This is a genomic window from Mycobacterium sp. IEC1808 (assembly GCF_002101935.1).
GTDB lineage: Bacteria > Actinomycetota > Actinomycetes > Mycobacteriales > Mycobacteriaceae > Mycobacterium.
Genome location: NZ_LQPV01000057.1, coordinates 1 through 21,866 on the forward strand (window position 1 = coordinate 1; position 21,866 = coordinate 21,866).

The following is a 21,866-nucleotide window of genomic DNA, read 5'->3' on the forward strand; positions in this document are numbered from 1 at the left end:
CCAATTCCCCGACCGACTCCCACTATGACCCAAAGATGAACGGCCGCAACATCTTACACAGTTATCTTGACAGCCCCGCGGGGCAGGTCCATTGCGGACGGCCCCGTCACGCCGAAACGTTTGTCGCGCAACACTTCCCGGCACACACCGTGGTCGACGCTGATCCAGGTGAACGGTGTGCGCACCAGCGGTCCCCCCGCCCGGATCTCCTCCATCAGCGGGTAGGGATCGCCGGCCCGGCCGTGACCGGCGATCAGGCGGGCCAAGGGGTCGCCACCCAGCGCCCGAACCTGCATGAACGTTCGGGGAACGCCGTGCATGGCCACCCACCGAACCCACATACGAACGCCCATTACGCCCCCTAGCAGCGAAGATTCGCTATACTTACCATTTTGCGATACAAATAGACGAATTATGTCTCACACGTATCAATGGCCACGATACGACGACCCGCACGCGTGAGCAAGGAGCAATCAGGTGACCACGAGCCGAACGGCGGAGTTCGTGCGGCGCCTTGCCGCGCCGGAGCCTGCGGTGCTCGCGCAACTGCACCGCCCCGACGACATCACCACCCGCATCCTGGCCGCCACCCTCGAGCAGGCCGAACTCGTCGGAATGCGGCGCATCACCATGGAAGACGTCGCCCGGCGCAGCGGGGTCGGGCGCGCCACGTTGTACCGCCGCTTCCCCACCAAAGCCGCGCTGATCGACGCCGTCGTCCTGGCCGAAGCCCGTCGCTACTTCGATGGCCACGCGCAAGCCTGCGCGCAAGCCACCGGCCTGGAGGACCGCCTGGTCTACGGCACCGTGTTCACCGTGACGTTCCTGCGGGAACATGCCTTGCTCAAGAAGTTGCTGCGCACCGAGCCCGAGACCATCCTGCCGAGCCTGACCACCGACGCCGGCCCCATCATCGAATTCGCCACCGACCAGGGCGTTGCCGACTTGAGGGCGGACATCTACGGCACTGCCGATATCACGCCCGAGCAGGAGCGCCACCTGCGTTCGGTCGCCGAGCTGCACACCCGCCTGACGCTGTCGTTCATCGTCACCCAACACACCAGCATCAATTTCGCCACCGTCGAGGACACCCGCGCATTCGTGCGCCGATACCTCCTGCCGATGGTCACGGGCGTCGTGTGATTGCCCGCCTCAGGCTTCGTACGTGACCTGATACCAGTGGCGTAGCGGCTTGTGGCTCTTGTCCGCCTGGCCGGTGTCCGTCGCGCTGACGACGTTGACGTCCGTCACGCCGGGATTGTGGGCCTCGATGTAGCGCTCCAATTCGTGCAGGAGCGCGCCGTGGGGTTGGGCGGGGTTCGCGAGCGCCTTCGTCCTGCGTGTCTGGGCCACGCGAGGAATTATGCCCCGGCTTGGGCCGTCGCGCATCCGATGCTATTGGATTGCATTACAAGGGAATTCGGATTAATGGCCGAACCCTCGGAAGTGCAATTGGACCGCAATTCGCGGTTAAAAGCGGCGGATTTCAGGCCGGGGTGTCGGTGGTCGAGTACACCTTGAAGTTGCGGGTGACCTGGCCGCTCGCCACGGCGGCATGCCGTCGGGCAAGGAAGGAGGGATGGCGGCGCATTGCGTCGCGGCGCTCCCGGTCCCGCCGCCGGGCCGCGGCCCATGCGGGATGGGATTGAAGGAAAATGACCGTCGCGCCGTCTGCGTCCGCCATGATTCCAACTCCTCCCGAGCAATCCGCAAAAGAATGAACAGTGTTTATCGGTTCGTAATTCCAGGATGCCCTGCGGATCCTGTGACCAAACCACGCGCCAAGTTGAGAATTAGCCATGAATTTTCTCCTGGGCCTTTAGCTCCGTTAGCTGTGCGAGGCGCGCGAGAACCTCCTGCTCAGGGGTTCGAGCTATGCAAGCTGTTCGAGCTGACGCAAGCTGTTTTGCGGACGCGCTGCGGACGCTGCGGGGGTTGAACTCGCCGTCAGGCATCCCCCACCACCTCGCCATTTGCCTCGTCTCGCCACGCTTGTTCGATGCGATTGATCTCCTCGCCGAGGGCAACCACGATGCTGCTCTCGCAGTGCACTTCGGACGCACCGCGAAGCTCAGCGATTCCAGCCCGTCCGGACAAGTGGGGTCGCAGGCTCTGAAACCAAGCGGTACCGGCCACGTCTGGAATTTTCGGGTTGTTGAACGCCTGGGCTTTCGGCGGCGAGTTATTGAGTATGTACAACCACTCTTGGTACTCCGCGTGCCCCGCCGCCAACCCGTCCCGCCATTGGGCCACCTGCTGAAGACGCTCGGTGAGTCGCGCATCGCGGCGCTTTTGGTCGGCGTCGTCAGTCTCGTGTTGGCGTTGAGCCTTGCCCGCGCGCCAGTCGAAGATGCCTTTAACGGTCGGCGGGATGCCAGCCCCAATGGCCGCGCCGATGAGACCAGCTAACGCCGCGTCCACTATGAGTTCCGCCTAAAAGCATTGACTGCCATACACCGGAGTGTCGCACGAGGCCCCGACAGCCTCACCGATCGCTTTCAGTTTGGGTGCTGGTTGGCACTGCCACGTCCCACACGGACCGTTCGCCATCGGAATTGTTGGCGCCGAGCGCCGCTCGTAATGCAACCGCCGAGGTCAGATCAACCCCTCGCACCCGCGCGCGTCCAATCGCTTCGGTTAGAGCAGTCGCGATCGTCTGATTGTTCTCATCCGTGACGGGGTCGACGGATGCAAAGAGCAGCATGGCCAGTCCACCAACTAGACCGTATCCAGCGACCGGCATGAGATTCGTTAACCCGATTGGCTGTTGACTCGGGCGGGCGACCACTACATGCAAACCAACCATGTGGCCCTCGGGTGGTGCGGGAACCCATATGGCGTCCGCAGGCACCTTTTGCGGGTTGGCGACCTCGACCAAGTCCTGATGACGCACCCGTATCGCTAAGCCTCGCGTCATGCCAGTCTCACCGACTTCTGCCGGGCGCTCCCATTGGTCGATGACCCGGTTGCCGCTGCCGTCACCGAATTCCGCCGCCTTCTCGTCGTTAATCCACTGAAACCGCCAATCGCCGGTCTCGTGCAGGCTCCATTTCTGGTAGCCGAGGATGGCGCGCACGCCCACATACACATCGAACTTCGTGGGCGGCGACCAGATTCGCCACGTACCTGACTGCTTGCCGGGTTCTCCAACGACGACGCGGACGGTGCCCCCCGGCCCCGGCAAAGGGATGTCCTGGGGATTGCCGCCGTCAGCATCCCAGACCTTCAGCCATATCGGCTCGAACGACGGCATGGCCCCGAGACCTAACCCGGGTAACCCGGCAACCCCAGCCGTTGCGTCCATGGGTCACCTGTGTGATCGGGCGTCGGACGCCAACTCACCGTGACCCGCCTGTCCTGGGTCTGCGCCGCAACGAACAGGTCGAGTTCGACCGTCTCGCGCCCGTCCACGACATCGAAGTGGTTGTTTCCCATCCCCCGCGCCGGTTCGCCGGTCACGTCCACCTCGTACTTCTGGGTGTCGGTGTTGTTGACCAACCGGAAGTCCTGATCCCTAGGCCGCACCATGCGCCACGGGGCGCGCTCGGCAGCGTCCGCCGCATCCTGCAGCAGAGCCGTTTGCGCTTCATGGGCGCTCGCCCAGCGTTCGGCAGCCGCCGCGGACCGATCGGCCGCCGCAGCCGCATTCTCGGCGGCTGTCGTCGCACGGTCGGCGCGGTCGGCCTGCGCCTTCGCCTCATCCTTGGCGGCACGTGACTCGCGCTCCGCAGCCGCAGACCGGCGCGCAGACCGCAACGACAGCCACCCGAAGATGCCGGCGACGAAGACCCCCAGCCACGCTGGCACCACATCGCCCCAATGCGACGAAAACCAGCACAACACCGTATGAACCCAATGCGGCACGAACAACAACGCTAGCGGCACAACCCTGGCTCTGCCGCTACGCACGGCGATAGGTTGGACGCATGGGAAACGACGACTGGGCTGACCAGGTAGCCAAGCAGATCGAGGAGCACGTCAAGAAGAACTTCCCCGAGGGGGTCAGCGTGCCGACCGACGGAAGCGAAGACGAAGCGGTACGCGCCGTTCAAAAGCAGTTCGAAGACCGGGGCTTTGGCTGCCCAGACGCAACAGCCCGAGACATTGTGCGCCGCGCGCGGGGGAACTCCGAGTAGTCGCGCCCGCTGACAGGTTGGCCCGTCAAGAGGCCCCCGGATGGCCGGGCGTAGTCACCGGGATATGCCGCAGCCGCCACAACGCCAACTCGTCATTCGGATCCTCACGCAGATCCTCCAACATCTCGGCCAACTGCTTCTCCTGCGACGAGCACTGCCCCGACCACAGCGACTCCACCTCTTCGCCGTCTTCGTCGCCCGCCGCGAACATCGCCTCCAGCTCCGCCTCCCGGCGCTCCTGCTCAGCCTGCCGACGCTGATGCCGCGCCAAAGCCTTCTGCACCGAACCTACCGAGATGCCCAGACGCTCCGCGATCACACGGAACGGCACCGGCACCTCCTCACCACGCATCCGCGCCACCTCAGCATCACGCTTCAGCGCCGCATCACCATCCACCCGCCGCCGATCCGCACCATTTCCAGAAACCATCACTGACCTGCACTTTCCACCGCCAGCAAACAACGTATCCCCGCGTATCCCGCTGTATCCCTAATTCATGCGCAAATCAGAATACGTCCAGCAACACCGCTGAGCAGGCAACTTTGCTGGCGTGGCAGCAAACAATGTATCCACGGGGTCCGAGACAACCGGCTTCGCCGGTAGTGAGGATGCCCTTTGAGACTTTGCTGAACGCCCCAGGGCGGATATTCGATAATCGTGGAATCAGCTCGGCTGCAGCATATTTAGCGTCGGAAAGCAGAAAGCGATCTTGCTTCGAGTAGTTGCTAGCTAACTGTCGGCGGCGTAGAATCGATGCTAGCTGGTCGAGAATCCGACCAGCTCAAGCCATAGATTGGAGTTAGTGATGTCCGCAGTTCTAGCAATCGCCCTCGGTGGTATCGCGCTCTCAGTGTTGGCTGTGTTGGTCGGCGTGGCGCGCATGATCGGCGCGGGCAGATGAGAACGACCGCGGACCGTTTCGAGCTGATCACGAGCAACCCCAATCGAACCGACGCGTGCTCAGGCGTCTGCGACGGCCGGCACGAAGTTGACTGGGCGCGGAACGAGATTGCGTCCGGCGAGGGCGGGAAGGTTCATTGTCGGGCGCACAACGCGGGCTGGCCTTCGCGGACGACCCTGACCACGTTACTGGTGTTCGAGTTCCACCGGGTCGAGGTGAAGTGATGTCGGACTGCGACCACAGCCAGGCCGAACACGCCGCGACGCGGCGATTGACCAAGGCGACATACCTGCTGGTTTTCGCGACCGCCGCGTTGGTGTTGGTCACCGCCGTGCTGACGGCGGCGACGCTAAAGGAGAAGTCGGTGACAGGGCACGAGCTCGTCGTGACGCGCGAAGTAGGACACACAGGAACCGGCGAATGATCCGACTGCTTGGACGTTGGGCGACTTCGACTCATACAGCGTCGCCGTCGGCTCAAATGCAAGCGACGAGACTCCAGCGGCGTTGGCTATGGCAAAGAGTCAGACATGGCGCTTGCACACCCACCGTTCGCGACGAACTCGGTCACGACCGCGCCTATCAGAGTCCGGCGAGTCGCTAGTTAAAGACGCGCGCGCACGGACTGTTTCGCACTCAATTCGACCCGGGCCCGACTTCCGCCGATATGAACTGGAGAGGAAATGCGGACGTCCTGTGGGACGGCATAACGGAATTCAGGCTTTTCGCAGTAGCCCGCTGACGCCGGCCACTAACAGTGCTGTAAGCACCCACGCGATCAATTTGAGCGACGTCAGCACGAAGCTGACCCAGGTGGACTTGATGTTCCAGTCAGAAGTGGCATTTCCCACCGCGGTAGGAAGCACCGCAGACAGTGTGTAGTGGAGTGGTTTTATCTGCGGCGCGTCGGGAACCTTCATATGCGTCTGCTCTAAATATACGGTCGCGGCGGCATTTGTTGCGTCGCGATTCGGGACAAAGTCGTTGCGATTAGCGGCAACAACGATGCTGCCGGTCAGAACGACCACAATGAGCCAGGCGGCGGCTAGCAAAGGGTAATAGCCGTACCCGACTACTGCACCGTAGACGCATCGGAGCAGCTTCGGTAGCAACGGCGACTGACGCGTGACTCTGCTGGCCGCTGCGAGCCGCAACCTTTTTGCGCCTGTAGGATCGCCGTTGCGCTCGTAGACGGCCGCCAAAGCGTGCCAGGGCTGAACGGATGTCTCGGGGGAAGACTCCAACCACTGCCGCGCTGCATGCCAGCGTTCGCGTAAGGGGCCATGAATATCTGTCACTTCCCACCCTGTCGCGACCAACGGCCCCGGCGGATTTGCGTCGGTGCTCAAGTCGGTGATTGTCGCTCTATAGAGGGAGACCCCACCTCTGACATTGAGTGAGTCAAGCATCAGCTTTTTAATCGAGGCGGATTCCAGGTTGAGTGACGTGTCACCGTCATTGCGCAGTTTCGCGCTTCGGAAGTCGACGGTTCCACCTATATGGGCGCCTACAGCGCGGACTTGCCCGTCGGCTTCCAAGCCCCCGGCTACCAGTTCACCGACCCTGCTGCCATCGAGGACCAACACATCGGCGGCGGTGTGACGTAGTTTGGCATTCGTGAGGTCGAATCGCCCAGCGATGCGGATCTCCATCGCGCTGACCTGACCATCGGCTTCAAGGCCCCGGGCGAATAGGGCTTCTGTAATGTCAGCGCCGTCGAGGGTCAACGCCCCAGCGCCAGCATGACCCAGTTTGGCGTCGGTGAGGTCAACCTGCCCGACGAAATGTACGCCTACTGCACGAAATTCGCCCTCGACTTCCAGACCGCCCGCGTACAGATCACCGGTCGTACCGCCGTCGAGGCCCAGCGCAATGCCGTCTGGACGGCGCAACTTGCAATTGCGGATGTCGAACTGCCCAGGGTTGCGAATCCTTACGGCATTTATCTCACCGTCGGCTTCTAGGCCCTGGGCGAACACGCTGTTGGCAATCTCAGCAGCGTTGAGAATCAGAGCGTAGCCCTGTGCATTACGCAACTTGCTCGCTCTGAGGTCGAGCTGCTCACCGATTTGGACCCCGATGGCGCGGACCTCGCCATCGGCCTCCATACCCCCGGCGAAAACACAACCGGTGATCTTAGCGCCGTCGAGATTTAGAGCGGGGCCGTCGGCGTTGCGCAGCTTTGCGTTTCTGAGGTCAAGGCGCCCATCGATATGGACCTGGATCGCGTCGACCGCGCCGTCGGCGTCCAAGTCCGGAGCCAAAACGTCACCGCTGATGGCAGCGCCGTAGAGCTTTACCCGATGTGTGCGGCTGTGCTGCAAGCTGAGTTCTTTCAGTGCGGCTCCGCTAAGGTCGAAAAGCTCGTCCAGCGCGCACCCGACGAGGTGCAGCGGATGAGCGAATTGAATATGGGCGAGATTCAACTCGTCGCGGAACCGCGCTCCCGAAATACGTAGTCCGCTTGGATCCACGGCCAATTCAGGACAGGTGAGGACGTGACGCAGCGCAGCGGCAGGGATACAACGATCTCGGCCCCAACTCTGCGCGTCGGTGGGGTCGGCAGACCCGGAGCCAGCCAACTCCACAGGCTCACCTACTCGAGCCGCCTGGCTTAACCGGTCGATCCACTCTTGCAAATTCGTCGCAGTATCGGACTCAGCGCTCGATGTCATGGCCCAAATAGTGCCGCACGCCGATCTGCGGTGTCCTGCGAATCAGCCTCGCCCGTCGGTCTGGTTGCTTTCGTCAGTTGCCAACTTTTTGGTTGTCGCCGTCCAAGGTTGATGACCTCGTCCCGTGGTGGGGGGGCGGCCACGTGGCCGTGTAGCTCACGCGCTGCGCGTAAGCCTCTGATTCCTGTCGGACTTCGGCGTAGGGTTTCTAGGCGTGAAGGGGCCTCGCAGAAACAAGAATGAACGCCGAATCCGCCAAGAGGCAGTTCGGTAAGGCGAAGTTGGAATCTTCCATGCAAGAACTACTTTGGCAGCCTGGTCAGACGAACTGCGGCGGCTGGAACTCGACATTCGACTGTTGCCCTACGTTGATCCAAACGCCGCGGTCGCAGGCGAGATGACCGAGGGTCGCTGCGAGGTCCACGGACCGGTGGCGGGCAGCGAGGTAGTCGAGGCCTGGGCTGATAATTACATTCGCTTCGACGATAAACCCGTCTGGCAAGAGCAACTGCGGACCGAGATTCGGTCTCGCTGCCGACAGCTCGAACCATCAGCTGGGCAAGTGCTGCACGCCACGTTCTTTGGCGCAAAGCCGCCAAACGCTGACGTCGAAAACCTCGCGTTCTACAACATCGACACTTTTAAGACCGCCGGCCGCAATGGAATCCGCTTCGAGCACGGCACAGCAGTGCCGCAGGCCCCCGACGGGGCCGAGTATCGGTTCTGCTACCGCTACGCGCTTGCGCCGCGGTCGGGCGATTTCGCCGACTGGCGGCAGGGGCGAACGCTAGCGTCGTTCAGCTGGATCGACCTGGGCGCGTTCTCTGGCGACAAGCGGGCGGCACAAGTTTGGCTGGCGCTCGCCCGCGGCCATGTCGAGGTGGTCAAAGCGGCGTGCGCGCAAGGGACGCCATTCGCCGTCAGAGTCCAGGTCCGGCCGCCGCGCGGACGGCAGCCGGTGTGGGGCGGATTGGTGAAGGGAATCTTCGATGGGGTGATCTGCGCGTTCGAGGCCCACACCGACAGGGCGGTCCTATCTGAGGTCGTGGCACGGCTCGCGGCAATACTTCCGGCAGATCCCTTAGAGATCGAGGAACACCTGCTTGATCAGCGCCGGGCTGTGCTCGGCGTCGTGCACAGGCTCGTCTACCCTTACGGCGCTGGCGTTAAGTGGGACCCGACGGATCACCTGTGCGTTGCCGGCGAGTTGCTCGGCGTTGAACCGGTCGGTCCACGGTGGGCGATCAGGGGTGATCTCATCGAGCTGCTCCCGGTGACACAGTGAATCCCGCTCCTCTAATACTGATCTAGTCAGTGGCACCAGCACCAAGGTGACGTAGGCGCTGACGGGAATCGGTTGCGCCGCAGCGGAAAGCGGACCGGCGCCGCGCGACTCCAAAGTGGGACAGGCGGCTGCGTCGATAGCTGTTGCGGGACCTCTGACGATGGGATGTTCGGCGGCGTGTCTGGACAACTGCGTTTTCCGTCCCAGGACCGCAGCGGCGCCAATTTCCAAGGGTCCGCATACCAGCCTGCCGCGACAGCCATGGTCAATCTCCCCGTCGAACGCCCCCTGCCGCTTACCGACGGAATGTCGCCGGATGCGGAGGCCAGCGACTGTCCTCCGATTTGTTTGGCGGTGTGTCGGCACAACCAAGCAACCGACCACTGAAATTTCACAATTTCAAACGCGATCAAGGTTCCAGCCGCATACGCTGCCCATCGACGAATTGGGCAATGTCACCAACAGGAATGACTCAACCAGGAGAGCTAACGCGTGTTGCCCCGTGCAGCGTTCATCGCAGCGGCCATCGCTGTCGTCGCCGCCGGTTCAGCGTCACCGGGCGCATGCCAAAGGGGACGCAGGGGGAAGCGGCGGAGCAAGCGACAGTTGCTACACCGCCGACGTCCGGTGGCTGCGTCCAGCGTCCGATACCTGGGTCAAAAGGACTTAACGGATCTCGGGGATCACGGCCACTCGGCGCTGCTGCCTCCTGCGCAGATGCATCTTGGCCATTCAGGAAGCATCCCGAATCCCTCGGGACTTGTCATCGGCACGGCGGCGTCGCGAGCTAAACCTGCGAGGCCGGCCGCTGAGAACGTTTGGCATAGAACACATTTCGAGAACGCGAACACCGCGACAAGCCCTCCGAAAGGGTCGAGCATAGAGTGCCGGGTCACAGGTCCGCCCCCCGCCGCCTCTCGTGCAGTTGCGGCGGCGCTCTCTAGTGCTGGGCTTCGAATACCAATAACGACTGTGGGCCGGAATCAACCAAATCGCCTGGAAGGCAACGAATGTATCTGCATACGTTGAAAGTAAGAGGTTTCCGCGCAAGTGGTAGTGGCGAGATTACGGTTCAATTGCCAGGTCGTTTCAGTGTGCTGATCGGCAGCAACAGCGCCGGCAAGACTACGATTTCGGAAGCGCTTTACCTCGCTCATAGGCAAACGTTTCCGAGGCTGCCGCCGATCAGTTCAGCGGCTCTCGGCTCAGGCGACCGTTCCATCGAGGTGGAGTACTGGTACGAAAAGGATTCTGCGGCCGAAGGCCCACTCGGGCGGAGTTTGCAGGCGCAGGCGGGTGTCAACGTCGTCGACACTCAGGCGTTGCGTTGGGATCGACAGCTCCTGCGCAGCCTAGGAACTATCCGAGGACAGACCGTCGGCGGCCCTGCAACAGAGCTCATTGACGCCGTCAACCTGGTGTATTTGCCAGCATCGCGTAACCCAATCGACGAACTTGCTCGACGCGAGGCTCGGGTACTCGTTGAGTTGCTCAGAGCGCAGCAACAACGTGTAACCGGTTCTCGCAGCCTTGTCGGCCTCCGACAGCGTGCTTGGGGCTTCTTGGAAGCGCTGACCAACGATGGATTGATCACTGCAGTGGAGGCCAGAATCGATGAGTCTCTCGGCCAATTGACAGCCGGAGTTCGTCGTCAGTGGCCGTATGTGCGGGGTCAAATGGTGGACGATAACTACTTAGCGCGGGTGCTCGAGTTGATGCTTGCGGTGCTTGAAGGCCGCAACTTTGCTCGGCCTCTGGATGTCTCCGCGTTAGGGTACGTCAACCTGCTTCACCTAGCTGTGACCCTTGCGGCTATTCCAGACCTAACTGGGGAGAACGCGCAGTCGAGTGGCGGGGACGCCGGCAGCAGCACGGGCGCGCCGGGTGCGGATGGCAGTCCGTCCGAAAGCGCCGAAGCAACGGGGTCTGATTCCGCATCCGCCCAAGCTCGGCTCGTACAAGCTCGTGCAGAGGCCGAATCACTGGAGGACTCATTTTTTGGGTCCGGTCCGTTTCACACAACAGTCGTCATCGAAGAACCCGAGGCGCACCTCCACCCGCAACTGCAGCATTCCCTTGTGCGGCACTTGAGACGAACCGTGGCTAACCGCCCAGAATTGCAGGTAGTTCTGTCGAGCCATGCTACAGATGTGATCACCTCGTGTGCTCCAGACGATGTTGTGGTGTTGCGCCAGTTAGATAGTGGTGAGCGGCGATCCGTAGCAATCGCTCACATACCTCTTGCAGATCGCAACACGGTTATTCGGAAGGCGCGGCTTCATTTGGACGCAAGCCGGTCATCAGCCCTGTTCGCGGAAGCCCTCGTCCTAGTCGAAGGCGTCACCGACGCGGCCTTGCTTCGCGAGTTCGGATGGGTATGGGCTGGTACCGACGTAGAGAAGCGAGCGTTCATCGATGCCCTCAGTATCGTGCCGATGGGTACCAAGGTTGGGCCTTGGGCCGTTGAACTGCTGTGCACGCGAAGCTATGAAATCTGCAGGCGGATGGCGATTCTGAGAGACAGCGATAGAGATTTCGACGAGGAGCCAGTTGAGCCACCATGGCTAGCGAACCACGATCCCGACATCGTGCGAGTTTTTCAGAGTCATCCAACGCTTGAGCCTTCAATAACACCCGGCAATGAGGCATTGGTGTCGAGCGCGCTCGCCGCATTGGACATCGAGCTTCAAACGGTTACACGGGAAACGGTCCATTCGGTCTTCCGGGGAGGGATCAAAGCGAAAAACGGCCAGCCGGCTACTCTCGCCGGTCCAGGCGCACGGCGGAAGGGCGAGTTCTCACTCGCGCTTGCCGAGCAGATTATTCAGGCACGCGATGCGGGCGTGAACATCGCCCTTCCGGACCACATCAAAGCCGCTTTGGACTTCGTCTTTCCGGCTCAGACCGCTGAGGAAGGCAAAGATTCTCCAGCTGAATCGTCCCAATCATGACTGCCGCCCCCGTCGGCGAGGGAGCGCCCGACCGCCTCACCGATGAGCAACTAATCGCCGCAGGAACAAACTTCCGGAAGATCTTTTTGGAGGCGGCGCCCGGTTCAGGCAAGACCACCGTCGCCGCGCAGCGATTTGGCGTGTGTCGGTACCGCATTCCCGGTATCGGTTCGGCCGCCGTTGATCCACGCGGGGTCCTCGCCGTCAGCTTCACCAAATCGGCGACCCGAGAGCTCCAAGAACGAGTGCGAAAGACGTGGGGTCCAACCAGCCTGTCCTGGCCGCATCGAATCGTGACACTGGATTCGCTAATCCACGATCTTCTTAGCCACTTGCTGTCGCGCGGTCTAATCAAATGGCCCGGCGGTCACACATCGCTGGAGGTAAAGGATACGTGGAAGGTACTGGTCGAGCACGAGTGGACGCGATCAGTTGCTCAGGTATATCTGTTCAATGACGCTGTCGCAGTGCGCGTGACGTACGAAGCCTCCAACACGCGTCCGGTCCCCTCGGCTTTTGCCGATGCGGTGTCGAACGGATTATGCACTCACGAGGACGTGCGTCGGATCGTTGACTTTGCGCTCAAGCGTCCGGATTTGCTGAATGCGCTGCGAAGTCACCTCGCGCGGACCATACGGGAACTCATCGTTGATGAGGTATTCGACGCCAACGAACTTGATATCCGCGTGATCGAGCTTGCGTTAGCAGCCGGGGTCGACGTGACCCTGATCGGGGATCCATGGCAGGCGCTCTACGGCTTCAGGGGCGCACGTCCCGACTTGGTGCCTGCTTTGTTGTCAAGCGCAGAGGTACGGACTCTTAGATTATCCAAGTCTTTTCGGTGGCGAACCGAGGAACAAGCGGAGCTTGCAGACGCGCTACGTCTTGGAAGACCCGTCGCTATCAAGCCTGTTCTCGATCAGGATCTTCTCGCGGTTGGCGCGGACGTTGTCCTGGCGTCGCTGTGGGGCGACTTGTGGTCTGCCGGCCCGATTGTGGTTCCGATTGCATTCGGTTCAGCCAAAGGAAATATCGTCGAAGCTGCGACAACCTTGCTGCTGAACCAATTCACATCGGTGCTATTCGCCATTAAGGCGACTTACCTGTCTGACGCCTTGTCGACGCTAGGTGTCGCCGAGGATGATCTACAGCACCTCGAGTACGGTCTCGCTGGCGTCCTTGAAATGGTAGAAGCGGCGGGTAACAAGGACGATTGGAACCACGCCTACCGCGCGTTGGTGAGCGTCATCGAACCCGCAAGTCGTGTGACCTTTCCGAAAGTGCATGCAAACTACACCGCAAGGCTCAAGCTGCTACAGCCCCGAATTAGAGCCGCAGGACAAGCTATACCGGGTATGACTGTCCATCAAGCTAAGGGTCGGGAGTGGGATGTGGTTGCGTGCCGATTCACGGATTCGGAAGTTGAGCATTTAGCGCGCGGCCTGACAAACGCGAACGAAAAACATCGCCAGTTGTACGTCGCGTGCACGCGCGCCAGATACGCAACCCGCAGATTGGTCGTCGCATAGTTGTTCCAGCTGCGACTTGCCTGTACGCATGGTCAACGCACGGGAGCGGAACATCTGTTGCGCGCGCTCGCATGAAAAACGCTGTGGTGCCAGTCAACTGGCGTATACACGCGAGGCTGACTTGGGCAGTTGCGGGCCACGACCCTTTACTATTATGGAATGACCAGCAACGTTTGCTTTGAGTGCCGCGAGGTGTTCCAGAGTCCTCGGACTCGCGAGTACTGCAGCGACGACTGTCAGCGAATTTTTCACGGCAAGCTGACCTTGGCGTATTCGCCGCCGCCGACGTTTCGTTCGTCAGGTCCTCCGGCGGAGCAGCGGTTACCTCAGTCGCGGGTGGTCAAACCTCGTGTTCTTGAGGGTCTTCAGCATGACCGTGCGCAGCGCCCTAAGCGGCTGTTGTCCGTCGCAGAGGCCTGGCAGATGGTCGGCGACGCGGATGAGGTGCTGCCGATGGACCGCACCGGAAGGACGATTGGGTTTACGCGCTACAAATAGGGCATCCTGACCGACTATGCGATTTCGCGTCTGCCGCCTCGCCGGGCAGTCCGTATTCCCTGCTTCGGCACCAGCCGCGCACGCAGCGAGTGGTACAGCTTCAGGCGCTAGTGATACGGCGAGTGGGCATTGGGCGCCGTCGAGTCTCGGGACCAACCAGACGTCACATCTCAATCAGCACTGTGATCCATGACTTCACCTGCCCTTCAAGCCATCTGATCCAGAATGGCGAGAACCCGACGCTCCACCATCGGCCGCCATGCAACCTCGGTATCATCCAGGAGCGCCACATTGGCAAAGACGAGGGCCAGGACCACGTCGATCACACAATTTGTGCACTCGCAGACCTGACCCAGCGTCAACGCTAGCGCGTCAGCGTTATGCGAGCTGCAGGCGAGCACAAGCCGCATGCACATCACCTCCGGACTAACGGGGTGATCGCATGTACACCGCCGTAGCAAATCGTCAGCATCCTGCGCATTGATATCCGTCACCAGACAGGCCATCTCGCACGAGAACTGCGCGATCACCGACGCAGTACAGCCACCACAATCGCCGAAGCTGGCCACAACCTCCGCGAACCGCTTCGGATCGTTGACGGCCGACAACAGTTGCCGCACGGCCAATTTCGGGTCACCGGCATGCGGGCATTCGTCCCCTGGAAACATTGCCCGGCTCGTGCGGTGCGAAAACAACCCGGCCAGAAGACTTAGCCAGCGCCGTACTGAAGCGCCGACGCCTTGGCGGTCACTGTTGGTCATTTGGGTTTCCTTCGCGCGTCGTTGATAGATTTCAGGCGATGCGGGGTGGTGGCGACGGGGTGACTTTCAGCCCGGCATCGGCTGCCTCAATGTGGGTCCAGACGCCGGGTGCCAGGATGAGCACGTCGGTGTAGCGCTCATCGCCGGCCGAGTCGAGGGCGTTGCAAACGAAGCGGGTGGCACCGTCGAAGAGGACTTCGTCGGCCTCGACTTCGACGCTGCCCCCGTCTTTCATCCATGCAGTCCACCGCATAATTCAATCTCCCTTGGGCCTTTTGGCGCGGTCGCGCGGCCGGCCAGCGGCGGCGCGCAGGACGAAGTGGACGCCAGGTTGGCTCAGACCTATGTGCTTGCCGATCTCCCGCTGACTCCAGCCTTGGGCGTACAACTCGACGATCACGCGGTCACGGGCCAGCCGGGCGGAATGGTCAGTCATCGGTCCTCCGTTCGACGTTGTTGTCGAGTTCGGCTAGCCGCTCGGCCACGATGCGTTGCCGCTCGTCTCGCACCAGTTCAGTGGGGATGGTGGGGAACAGCGGCAACTGGGAGGGCAACGTGATGCGCGGTGCCGCACGTCTTTTCACTGCGGGGATTCCTCTCGCTGCTGTTTGCTGCAGTCGCCTCGGTGGCCTTGAGTGAGGGTGTGGAAGCCGCATTCTTGACAGCGGCCAGGCCCCTTGACCAGGGGTATTACATTCGCAACGTCTGTTACTTCTTGATTAGGGGATGTAACAGAAGGAACACTTGTAAAAAGGGCATTTATAGGGCCGTAGACACCACGGCGGATTTTCCCGATCCGGCTGGACTTGACCAAACGACTCAGATAGATACGTGTCTGGTCTTTGCTGATGCCCAACGCTTCGATGTCCGCTGGGCGGGTTTCAGCATGGCTGTTGACGTAGGCGAGAACTTCCAAGGCGCGGTCACCGAGTTGTGTGCGCTCCCGCCGCGTCTCGGCCTCACCGGCTGATTCGGCCAGGTTGTGGCCGGCCAGTTCCCAGATGCCGTCGGAGACGGTGAGCGCATATTCGGCTTCGATGACATCGCGGCCAGTGACGGACAAGAACGCTTCGTGGCTGTGGCGTTTGCGCGCCAAGACGAGGACAAAGTCGGCGGACCCGGCGATCCCATGAGTCCCGGAGACAGCATCGATGAAGTCCGATGATTCGGCCTTCCTGGTGTGGTGCACGGCGAGCAAGGTTGCGCCTGGCGCTGCATCGACTGCGGCCTTGAGCTGGGCACCGACTTTGTAGTCGAACTGGTAGGGATCCGCAGATGCGGGCTTGGTGGGTTTCGCCCGGCCGAACGTATCAAGGATCACCAGCGGTTTTTCGTTGTGGTGGCTGGTGAAGAATTCGCAGATCATGCCGAAAGCGACAGCGCTGTTTTCGGCGCGAGTGATGAAGCGGATACCGGCCGGAATCCGCTGACCCGCCATGATGCGCCGGCATCGTGACTGCAAGCGCCGCTCGCCGTCCTCCAAAGCCAGGTACAAAACAGGTCGTTTGGGGACCTGGATGGCGCCGATCGCGGTTCCACCTGCGGCGCAAGCTAATCCGATGCCGCACACCAGCCAGGACTTGCCTCCTTTGGGTGGTGAGACCAGGACGCCGAAACCTTCAGGGATGATGCCGGGAACGGCGTATTCAAGAGGCGCGAACGTCTGTGCATCCAGCCACGCCCCATCGAACATGTCGGCCAGCAGCGAGCCGTTGCGCACCGCTTCCTCGCGGTGATCTTCGCGAGCCATGCCGAGCAGTTCATCCCTGCGATCGACGCCGTTGCTCATCGCCGCCGCCCTGCCGCCTGGCCTGGCCAGATCATTCGAATGTGGGCGTGGTGCTCGGCGGCGGAGGCATAACCCAGCAAAGTTCGTCCAACGCAGCAGCCGCACAACCCGCCGCGCATCTTCGGGCGCCGGCAGTCGCAGATCGCCGGGCGCGCAATCGCTTTCAGCGAACCGTGACCGGCCAGCGGGGCGGCGGCCGTGTGCAGCGGCAGTTGAGGGTTAGACTCTGTGTTGTTGTGATGATGTCGAGCCGGGTGGGTGTGGTGACCGACCCGGCTCCCTTTTTCTGTCATGGCGGGTGCTCGTTTCGTCGCGGTGGATAGAGGGCTGGTGTTGCTGCCCTCTCACTGCGCCGCCGCCTCCTCCAAGCTGGCGAAGAATTCCTCTACCGAACTGCGGACCCAGACCCGCCGCCGACCAACTTTGAAGCTCTTCGGCCCCCGGCCAATTGAGGCCCAGTACCTCAGCGTTGCCGCGCTAACTGGGTAGTCGGCCGCAACTTCATCGGCGTACAGGTACGCGCTCGCCTGCATCGGATCCCTCCGTTTCGCTTGGTTAGGAACTCATTTCGAGTTGTGTGGGCTAGTCTGGCACCGTGAATTGCGCGAGTCCATCGGAAAACATATATTCACTGATATGGGATATGACAATATGATGCTTACACGATTTCGGGATACAGTGCGTCGTGAGCGCACAGCCGAGCACCGCGCCTGGACGCAGGGGGAGCTGGCGGAGCGCATGCGGCAGCATGGCGCTCCGGACGCAACTTGGGCCGTGGTTTCCAAGATTGAAAGCGGCGCCCGAAACGTCACGATCAGTGAAGCGGCGGCGATCGCCGATTCGTTCGGCGTCACTGTCGACCGTCTTTTAGCTCGACGCGCACGCCCTGCAAGCGACCGCGATTTTGTGCTGGGCCAACTCGCGCAAGCCTCGGCCGACGGCCAGCGGTCAGTTCGCGTGGCGATACGCGACATCACCGACCGGCTCGACGATGTCAGCGAGATCGATCCAGACGGGAACCTGGCTGATCTGGTTGCGGCGGTGCGGACCGCATGCGACAAGCTCGCCGCAGGATCCGCACTACTCGCTCAATGCGGCGGCACAATCGCCAAGCATCGCGGATCTCGACGGCGGGTGCTGCGCGTCGAGTGGGCAGAGGACGGCACCGATGCGTAGAACCCGCTCCGGCATCGAGGACCGCTGGTATCGGAAAAGCCGCGACGAGGACGGCACCACCCGCACAGTGCCTAGCGCCAACTACGAAAAGGGGAAACGCTACCGCGCCCGCTACGTCGATGACCGTGGCCGCGAACACGCGAAGGGTTTCGACCTCAAACGCGAGGCGCAAGTGTGGCTGAACAGCCAGGTCTCCACGGTCGTCACGGGCAGTCACGTCGCCCCGCGGGACGCCACGATGACCGTGCAGCAATGGTGCGACGAGTGGATCGAGGGCTACAAGATCAACCGCGACAGCACTGTGGGGACGACCGCCACCCAACTTAGGGTCATTTGCGCGGAGTTCGGCGGAATGCAGCTCTCGGCGGTGCGCCCGTCACATGTCAAGGCGTGGCTGGCGAAGCTCAAAGCGGATGGGCGCAAGGCCAGTTACATCTATGTCCTGCATGGCCGGTTGAACCAGATCATGGCCGATGCGGTGTATGACGGTCGGCTGGGGCGTAACCCATGCTCCAAAAAGACATCGCCTCCGCAAGGTGAAAAGAAGCCCTATGTGGCGACAACTGAGCAGGTGTGGCAGATCTACGACGCGATGCCCGACAACTTGAAAGTCGCCGTGCTGCTGGGCGCGTTCGCGGGGCTGAGGGTCGCCGAAGTGTCCGGCTTGCGGGTGTCAGATGTCGATTTCATCCGGGGTGTGGTGCACCCGAAGCAGCAGTGGGCCGGCGCACCTCTCAAGACTCCAGCCAGCGAGGCGCCGATCCCGGTCCCCCAAGACATGGCGCTGATGCTGTCGGCCTCGGTGCAGCGCTACCCGTCCGACATGATGGTCGTCAACAAGCGCGGCAAGCCCTGCGGGCCGTGGATCATTGACGACGCCGTCCAGAAGGTTCGCGGCGAGATCGAAGGCTTACCGGAGAAGTTCGTTTTCCACGATTTCAGGCATTACTTCGCGTCGCTGTTGATCGCCGACGGCGCGGACGTCAAGACCGTGCAAGCCCGGATGCGTCACGAACACGCCACCACCACCCTCAACACCTACGCGCACCTGTGGCCGGACACCGACGAGTCCACCCGAACAACGGTGGCCAAGGTGTTCACCGCTCGGGTGGCTGCGGACGCTCCTGCGGACGGCCTGCGGACGGATGGGGCCGTGTGAAACGTCCACCGCAGGTCAATGGATTAGCCGGCCCGAATATCAGAATTAGCCATGAATTTCGGCGTCATCCAAACGCACTGCCCCGCCGTCGTCCGTTTTGCGGGCCAGCGGCGATCCACACGCTAACCGCGGCCACCGACAGATTTCTCGTTTCGACCTAGGGCGGCACCGGCTGCTAGGGTGCCTTGCTTATGCCGCAGATAGACCGCCGCCGGATGATGCTGACGACCGGGATCGGCGTGCTGGCAGCCGCGCTGCCGCTCCCCGAGGCTTGCGCCTTTCCGGGTCGACCAGACACACCGAGCGGCCAGAGCTACATCTTCCAGGACGAATTCGACGGGCCGGCCGGCTCCGCGCCCGATCCGTCGAAATGGGCGGTGGCCAAGGCCCGCGAGACGATCAAGGACCCGACGTACTGGGAGTTGCCCGAGCACATCGGGCAGTACCGCGATGATCGCAAGAACGTGTTTCTCGACGGCAACTCCAACCTGGTGCTGCGCGCGGCCAAGGACGGGCCCACCTACTTCAGCGGCAAGGTCCAAAGCCTGTGGCGGGGCGGCGTCGGGCACACGTGGGAGGCCCGGATCAAGCTCAATTGCCTGACCGCCGGCGCCTGGCCCGCCTACTGGCTGGGTAACGACGATCAGGGCGAGATCGACGTCATGGAGTGGTACGGCAACGGCAACTGGCCCTCGGCCACCACCGTGCACGCGAAGGCGAACGGCGGTGAATGGAAGACCCACAACATCGCGATGGACAGCGCCTGGCACACCTGGCGCACTCAGTGGGACGCGACCGGCATCCGCTTCTGGAAGGACTACTCCGACGGCGCCCAGCCCTACTTCGATGTGCCCGCCAGCTCGCTTCCGGATTGGCCGTTCAACAACCCCGGCTACGCCGTCTACCCGGTGTTCAACCTTGCGGTCGCCGGTTCGGGCGGCGGCGACCCGGGACCGGGAACCTACCCCGCGGACATGCTGGTCGACTGGATTCGCGTCTGGTAGCTCAATGGGTTAGCAGGGCGACTGCCCCCCAGGGCCTGCGGCCCGGATGACGCGGATCCGTCGGGCGCAGCCACGTGGCCGGACGCATGAACAGCGGCAACCGATGAAACCGGTGGGCGGCCTCGAGGTTTGATTCCGCTTCGACGGTCCGCCAGCCGAGGTTCTCGAAGTAGGCCAGCCCATTCTCGGGGGCGAACTTGAACGGCGCGTTTTCCAGCATCCCGGCCATCTTTCTGTTCATCATCTTGCGCAGGCCCGGAAAGGCGAAGTCGAGCATCCACCAGGCGATCTCGGGCCGTTTAAACGCCGCCGAAAGCGCGTCGACGTCGCTGTCTTCCAGGTACATCAACAGGCCCTCGGTCAACACCAGCGCTTTGGTCGCGCCGTGGAGGGCCTCGTCGAGGAAGGCGTCGCGGGCCTGCGGGTCGGCCAGGTCGACGGCGACCCGGGTCAACCGGCACCGCGGCGTCTGGTCCGCGAGAACCTGCGTCTTTTCCTCGAGCAACTTCGGCAGGTCCGCCTCCACCCAGGTGAACTCGGGCCGCAGGTCGAGTCGGTAGGGCCGGGTGTCCAGGCCGGCGGCCAGGTTCAGCACCCGGTCGCAGCCGGCGCCGATCGCTTCGGCGATGGCGTCGTCGATGATCTTGGTGCGTGCGACGAGCCACCATCCGTTGCGTGTCGACCGCGGGACGTTGGCGACGATCGCGCGGCCGTGTTCACCGGCGAGGCGCTCGGCGAGCGGGTCGCTGAAAAGCGCGTCGGGGCGGGCGGATTCGGTGGCACGGTGGAGCGCAGTCCAGCGGGCGGTGTCCGACACATGGGTGATCGAGTGCATGGGTTCTGACAGTAGTTGGCGGATCTGACGACTCGGTCGGGGTTTTGGTGAACTGCGACGGGCGGCGGGTGCTGGTTAAGCTTGGCTGATAATCGCCCTCGGGGTGTTCAGGGAGGTGATGGGCGATGGTATTTGCGATGGAGCCGGCCGCGGTGGGGGCCGCGGCTTCGGCCCAGGCGGAGCTGGCTGCGCAGACTGGCGCCAGCGCGGCCGCGGGTGCGCCGACGCTGTTGGGGGTCATGCCGATGGGCGCCGATGCCGATTCGGTAGCGTTCGCCGCGGCACTGGCCGCAGTGGCTGCCGCGTATGTGGCGACCGCGGGTGAGCATGCGGCCCAGCGCGGGTTGTTCTCCGACGCCCAGTTGTTGGCGGAGACGACCACCGTGGCCAGCGAGGCGACGCGCGCGGCGGCCATGACGCTGTAGCGGCAAGGGGCTTTGGTGTCGCATCCGTGGTCAACGTTTAGCCCGGAGGCCAATTACACGGCGTTGGCGTCGGGGTCTGGCCCGGCGTCCACCTTGGCCTATGGCGAGACGTTAAGCGCCGAGGCGGCGAATCTGCAGACGGTGATGGCGGCGTCGACCGCAACGGGCGCAGCGACCTATGGCGCCAGTTGGCAGGGCGTGGGTGCGGCCGCCTCGGCGACCACCCAGACTGCGATGGACACCCAGCACCAACTGCTCGCCGAGGCGCTCTTGGAGAAGGTGCCGCATGTGGCGGCGGCGGCCAGTGCTCACCAGACGGCGCTGGCGTCGATGGTGACCGCTGAGCAGGCGGTGGCCAACCGGATGGAGGAATCGGCCGCTCAGAAGATCAACCCGGCCGTCTTGGGCGCGCTGACCCCCCGGATCACGGCGTTGAATCTCGAGTACTACGGGCAGATGTGGCCACGCAACGCCGGCGCGGGCGCGGCCTATGGCGCAGCGTTGCGCGCGAGTACGGCGGCAATCATGGTTCCCTTTCCGCCGGCCGTGGCTGGAGCGTCGGCGGCGGCGCCGGCCGTCGCCGCGGTGGCGTTGGCCGAAAACGAGGCCATGGCCGCCGCCGGGGCGACGATGCAGGCCAGCGAGCAAGCCGTCCAAGCGGCGATGGGGCTGTCAAGATAACTGTGTAAGATGTTGCGGCCGTTCATCTTTGGGTCATAGTGGGAGTCGGTCGGGGAATTGG

The 21,866-nt window shown here is 62.6% G+C and carries 26 protein-coding genes; 12 read left to right on the forward strand and 14 right to left on the reverse strand.

What is annotated here, in order from left to right; translation table 11 throughout:
• Positions 1-53: 53 nt before the first annotated feature.
• Positions 54-353, reverse strand: a complete 300-nt coding sequence (locus AWB92_RS23575; protein WP_142282267.1) for a hypothetical protein — start codon at positions 351-353, stop codon at positions 54-56.
• A gap of 124 nt (positions 354-477) precedes the next feature.
• On the opposite strand from AWB92_RS23575, the gene AWB92_RS23580 reads away from it, so the two are divergent.
• Positions 478-1,143 carry a helix-turn-helix domain-containing protein gene (locus AWB92_RS23580; RefSeq protein WP_085189975.1) on the forward strand — a complete coding sequence of 222 codons (666 nt, stop codon included), beginning with the start codon at positions 478-480 and terminating at the stop codon, positions 1,141-1,143.
• A 9-nt stretch (positions 1,144-1,152) separates the two neighbouring features.
• Here AWB92_RS23580 and AWB92_RS23585 read toward each other — a convergent pair whose 3' ends face one another.
• The 5 genes from AWB92_RS23585 to AWB92_RS23605 all read right to left on the reverse strand — a co-directional run bounded on the left by AWB92_RS23585 (position 1,153) and on the right by AWB92_RS23605 (position 3,873).
• A complete protein-coding gene (locus AWB92_RS23585) occupies positions 1,153-1,353 on the reverse strand; it encodes a hypothetical protein (protein WP_085189978.1) in 201 nt (66 codons plus the stop codon).
• Between the two features lie 133 nt (positions 1,354-1,486).
• Entirely contained in the window at positions 1,487-1,684 is a 198-nt protein-coding gene (locus tag AWB92_RS23590) for a hypothetical protein (RefSeq protein WP_085189980.1), read from the reverse strand.
• A 263-nt stretch (positions 1,685-1,947) separates the two neighbouring features.
• The gene (locus tag AWB92_RS23595) at positions 1,948-2,421 is read right to left on the reverse strand and encodes a hypothetical protein (protein WP_085189982.1); all 474 of its coding nucleotides are present in this window, start codon (positions 2,419-2,421) and stop codon (positions 1,948-1,950) included.
• A gap of 64 nt (positions 2,422-2,485) precedes the next feature.
• Positions 2,486-3,253: a hypothetical protein gene (locus AWB92_RS23600; protein ID WP_085189984.1), complete on the reverse strand. Its 768-nt coding sequence runs from the start codon at positions 3,251-3,253 to the stop codon at positions 2,486-2,488.
• Positions 3,254-3,264: 11 nt separating this feature from the next.
• A complete protein-coding gene (locus tag AWB92_RS23605; protein ID WP_142282268.1) occupies positions 3,265-3,873 on the reverse strand; it encodes a hypothetical protein in 609 nt (202 codons plus the stop codon).
• Positions 3,874-3,926: 53 nt separating this feature from the next.
• Between AWB92_RS23605 and AWB92_RS23610 the strand changes: the two genes are divergently transcribed.
• A complete protein-coding gene (locus AWB92_RS23610) occupies positions 3,927-4,136 on the forward strand; it encodes a hypothetical protein (RefSeq protein ID WP_085189987.1) in 210 nt (69 codons plus the stop codon).
• A 25-nt stretch (positions 4,137-4,161) separates the two neighbouring features.
• Here the strand turns inward: AWB92_RS23610 and AWB92_RS23615 are convergent, their stop codons facing one another.
• Complete coding sequence (locus AWB92_RS23615) at positions 4,162-4,488, reverse strand: hypothetical protein (protein ID WP_142282269.1); 327 nt, start codon at positions 4,486-4,488, stop codon at positions 4,162-4,164.
• A 773-nt stretch (positions 4,489-5,261) separates the two neighbouring features.
• On the opposite strand from AWB92_RS23615, the gene AWB92_RS23625 reads away from it, so the two are divergent.
• The gene (locus tag AWB92_RS23625; RefSeq protein ID WP_085189993.1) at positions 5,262-5,462 is read left to right on the forward strand and encodes a hypothetical protein; all 201 of its coding nucleotides are present in this window, start codon (positions 5,262-5,264) and stop codon (positions 5,460-5,462) included.
• Positions 5,463-5,753: 291 nt separating this feature from the next.
• Here the strand turns inward: AWB92_RS23625 and AWB92_RS23630 are convergent, their stop codons facing one another.
• Positions 5,754-7,712 (reverse strand): hypothetical protein, encoded by a 1,959-nt coding sequence (locus tag AWB92_RS23630; protein WP_142282270.1) that lies wholly within the window; start codon positions 7,710-7,712, stop codon positions 5,754-5,756.
• Positions 7,713-8,019: 307 nt separating this feature from the next.
• Here AWB92_RS23630 and AWB92_RS23640 point away from each other — a divergent pair, with 307 nt between their 5' ends.
• The 4 genes from AWB92_RS23640 to AWB92_RS29605 all read left to right on the forward strand — a co-directional run bounded on the left by AWB92_RS23640 (position 8,020) and on the right by AWB92_RS29605 (position 13,975).
• Positions 8,020-8,997: a hypothetical protein gene (locus AWB92_RS23640; protein WP_142282271.1), complete on the forward strand. Its 978-nt coding sequence runs from the start codon at positions 8,020-8,022 to the stop codon at positions 8,995-8,997.
• 1,010 nt (positions 8,998-10,007) lie between these two features.
• Positions 10,008-11,948 (forward strand): AAA family ATPase, encoded by a 1,941-nt coding sequence (locus AWB92_RS23650; RefSeq protein WP_085190003.1) that lies wholly within the window; start codon positions 10,008-10,010, stop codon positions 11,946-11,948.
• A complete protein-coding gene (locus tag AWB92_RS23655; protein WP_085190005.1) occupies positions 11,945-13,477 on the forward strand; it encodes a UvrD-helicase domain-containing protein in 1,533 nt (510 codons plus the stop codon). Before AWB92_RS23650 ends, AWB92_RS23655 begins: the two co-directional genes overlap by 4 nt.
• Positions 13,478-13,636: 159 nt before the next feature.
• Positions 13,637-13,975, forward strand: coding sequence for a hypothetical protein (locus tag AWB92_RS29605; protein WP_142282273.1), 339 nt, complete (start codon positions 13,637-13,639; stop codon positions 13,973-13,975).
• Between the two features lie 206 nt (positions 13,976-14,181).
• Here the strand turns inward: AWB92_RS29605 and AWB92_RS23660 are convergent, their stop codons facing one another.
• Genes AWB92_RS23660 through AWB92_RS23675 form a run of 5 tightly spaced genes read right to left on the reverse strand, consistent with a single transcriptional unit; the run spans position 14,182 to position 16,525 of the window.
• Entirely contained in the window at positions 14,182-14,736 is a 555-nt protein-coding gene (locus AWB92_RS23660) for a hypothetical protein (RefSeq protein ID WP_142282274.1), read from the reverse strand.
• 31 nt (positions 14,737-14,767) lie between these two features.
• Positions 14,768-14,971: a hypothetical protein gene (locus tag AWB92_RS23665; RefSeq protein ID WP_085190009.1), complete on the reverse strand. Its 204-nt coding sequence runs from the start codon at positions 14,969-14,971 to the stop codon at positions 14,768-14,770.
• A gap of 21 nt (positions 14,972-14,992) precedes the next feature.
• Complete coding sequence (locus AWB92_RS23670) at positions 14,993-15,172, reverse strand: hypothetical protein (RefSeq protein ID WP_085190011.1); 180 nt, start codon at positions 15,170-15,172, stop codon at positions 14,993-14,995.
• Positions 15,165-15,320, reverse strand: coding sequence for a hypothetical protein (locus AWB92_RS29870; RefSeq protein ID WP_158090403.1), 156 nt, complete (start codon positions 15,318-15,320; stop codon positions 15,165-15,167). The genes AWB92_RS23670 and AWB92_RS29870 overlap by 8 nt, the downstream gene beginning before the upstream one ends.
• Positions 15,317-16,525 carry an AAA family ATPase gene (locus AWB92_RS23675; RefSeq protein ID WP_085190013.1) on the reverse strand — a complete coding sequence of 403 codons (1,209 nt, stop codon included), beginning with the start codon at positions 16,523-16,525 and terminating at the stop codon, positions 15,317-15,319. The genes AWB92_RS29870 and AWB92_RS23675 overlap by 4 nt, the downstream gene beginning before the upstream one ends.
• 636 nt (positions 16,526-17,161) lie before the next feature.
• Here AWB92_RS23675 and AWB92_RS23685 point away from each other — a divergent pair.
• The 3 genes from AWB92_RS23685 to AWB92_RS23695 all read left to right on the forward strand — a co-directional run bounded on the left by AWB92_RS23685 (position 17,162) and on the right by AWB92_RS23695 (position 19,864).
• Positions 17,162-17,701 carry a helix-turn-helix transcriptional regulator gene (locus AWB92_RS23685; protein WP_142282275.1) on the forward strand — a complete coding sequence of 180 codons (540 nt, stop codon included), beginning with the start codon at positions 17,162-17,164 and terminating at the stop codon, positions 17,699-17,701.
• Entirely contained in the window at positions 17,694-18,860 is a 1,167-nt protein-coding gene (locus AWB92_RS23690; RefSeq protein WP_085190020.1) for a site-specific integrase, read from the forward strand. The genes AWB92_RS23685 and AWB92_RS23690 overlap by 8 nt, the downstream gene beginning before the upstream one ends.
• Before the next feature lie 191 nt (positions 18,861-19,051).
• On the forward strand, positions 19,052-19,864 hold the full coding sequence (locus AWB92_RS23695; protein ID WP_085190022.1) for a glycoside hydrolase family 16 protein: 813 nt from the start codon (positions 19,052-19,054) through the stop codon (positions 19,862-19,864).
• Position 19,865: 1 nt separating this feature from the next.
• Here the strand turns inward: AWB92_RS23695 and AWB92_RS23700 are convergent, their stop codons facing one another.
• Positions 19,866-20,711 (reverse strand): SAM-dependent methyltransferase, encoded by an 846-nt coding sequence (locus AWB92_RS23700; RefSeq protein ID WP_173817476.1) that lies wholly within the window; start codon positions 20,709-20,711, stop codon positions 19,866-19,868.
• 113 nt (positions 20,712-20,824) lie between these two features.
• On the opposite strand from AWB92_RS23700, the gene AWB92_RS23705 reads away from it, so the two are divergent.
• Positions 20,825-21,124, forward strand: coding sequence for a PE domain-containing protein (locus AWB92_RS23705; protein ID WP_142282276.1), 300 nt, complete (start codon positions 20,825-20,827; stop codon positions 21,122-21,124).
• Positions 21,125-21,139: 15 nt separating this feature from the next.
• The gene (locus AWB92_RS23710; RefSeq protein ID WP_158090404.1) at positions 21,140-21,805 is read left to right on the forward strand and encodes a PPE domain-containing protein; all 666 of its coding nucleotides are present in this window, start codon (positions 21,140-21,142) and stop codon (positions 21,803-21,805) included.
• The last annotated feature ends 61 nt before the right edge of the window (positions 21,806-21,866 follow it).

What these genes read in the sequence shown, in the direction of transcription:
- AWB92_RS23650 (WP_085190003.1), top strand. Translation starts at nt 10,008, where the DNA reads ATGTATCTGCATACGTTGAAAGTAAGAGGTTTCCGCGCAAGTGGTAGT.
- AWB92_RS23690 (WP_085190020.1), top strand. Translation starts at nt 17,694, where the DNA reads ATGCGTAGAACCCGCTCCGGCATCGAGGACCGCTGGTATCGGAAAAGC.
- AWB92_RS23610 (WP_085189987.1), top strand. Translation starts at nt 3,927, where the DNA reads ATGGGAAACGACGACTGGGCTGACCAGGTAGCCAAGCAGATCGAGGAG.
- AWB92_RS23590 (WP_085189980.1), bottom strand. Translation starts at nt 1,684, where the DNA reads ATGGCGGACGCAGACGGCGCGACGGTCATTTTCCTTCAATCCCATCCC.
- AWB92_RS23675 (WP_085190013.1), bottom strand. Translation starts at nt 16,525, where the DNA reads ATGAGCAACGGCGTCGATCGCAGGGATGAACTGCTCGGCATGGCTCGC.
- AWB92_RS23625 (WP_085189993.1), top strand. Translation starts at nt 5,262, where the DNA reads ATGTCGGACTGCGACCACAGCCAGGCCGAACACGCCGCGACGCGGCGA.
- AWB92_RS23600 (WP_085189984.1), bottom strand. Translation starts at nt 3,253, where the DNA reads ATGCCGTCGTTCGAGCCGATATGGCTGAAGGTCTGGGATGCTGACGGC.
- AWB92_RS23660 (WP_142282274.1), bottom strand. Translation starts at nt 14,736, where the DNA reads ATGACCAACAGTGACCGCCAAGGCGTCGGCGCTTCAGTACGGCGCTGG.
- AWB92_RS29605 (WP_142282273.1), top strand. Translation starts at nt 13,637, where the DNA reads ATGACCAGCAACGTTTGCTTTGAGTGCCGCGAGGTGTTCCAGAGTCCT.
- AWB92_RS23695 (WP_085190022.1), top strand. Translation starts at nt 19,052, where the DNA reads ATGCCGCAGATAGACCGCCGCCGGATGATGCTGACGACCGGGATCGGC.
- AWB92_RS23705 (WP_142282276.1), top strand. Translation starts at nt 20,825, where the DNA reads ATGGTATTTGCGATGGAGCCGGCCGCGGTGGGGGCCGCGGCTTCGGCC.
- AWB92_RS23685 (WP_142282275.1), top strand. Translation starts at nt 17,162, where the DNA reads ATGGGATATGACAATATGATGCTTACACGATTTCGGGATACAGTGCGT.
- AWB92_RS23670 (WP_085190011.1), bottom strand. Translation starts at nt 15,172, where the DNA reads ATGACTGACCATTCCGCCCGGCTGGCCCGTGACCGCGTGATCGTCGAG.
- AWB92_RS23665 (WP_085190009.1), bottom strand. Translation starts at nt 14,971, where the DNA reads ATGAAAGACGGGGGCAGCGTCGAAGTCGAGGCCGACGAAGTCCTCTTC.
- AWB92_RS23630 (WP_142282270.1), bottom strand. Translation starts at nt 7,712, where the DNA reads ATGACATCGAGCGCTGAGTCCGATACTGCGACGAATTTGCAAGAGTGG.
- AWB92_RS23615 (WP_142282269.1), bottom strand. Translation starts at nt 4,488, where the DNA reads ATGCGTGGTGAGGAGGTGCCGGTGCCGTTCCGTGTGATCGCGGAGCGT.
- AWB92_RS23575 (WP_142282267.1), bottom strand. Translation starts at nt 353, where the DNA reads ATGGGCGTTCGTATGTGGGTTCGGTGGGTGGCCATGCACGGCGTTCCC.
- AWB92_RS23655 (WP_085190005.1), top strand. Translation starts at nt 11,945, where the DNA reads ATGACTGCCGCCCCCGTCGGCGAGGGAGCGCCCGACCGCCTCACCGAT.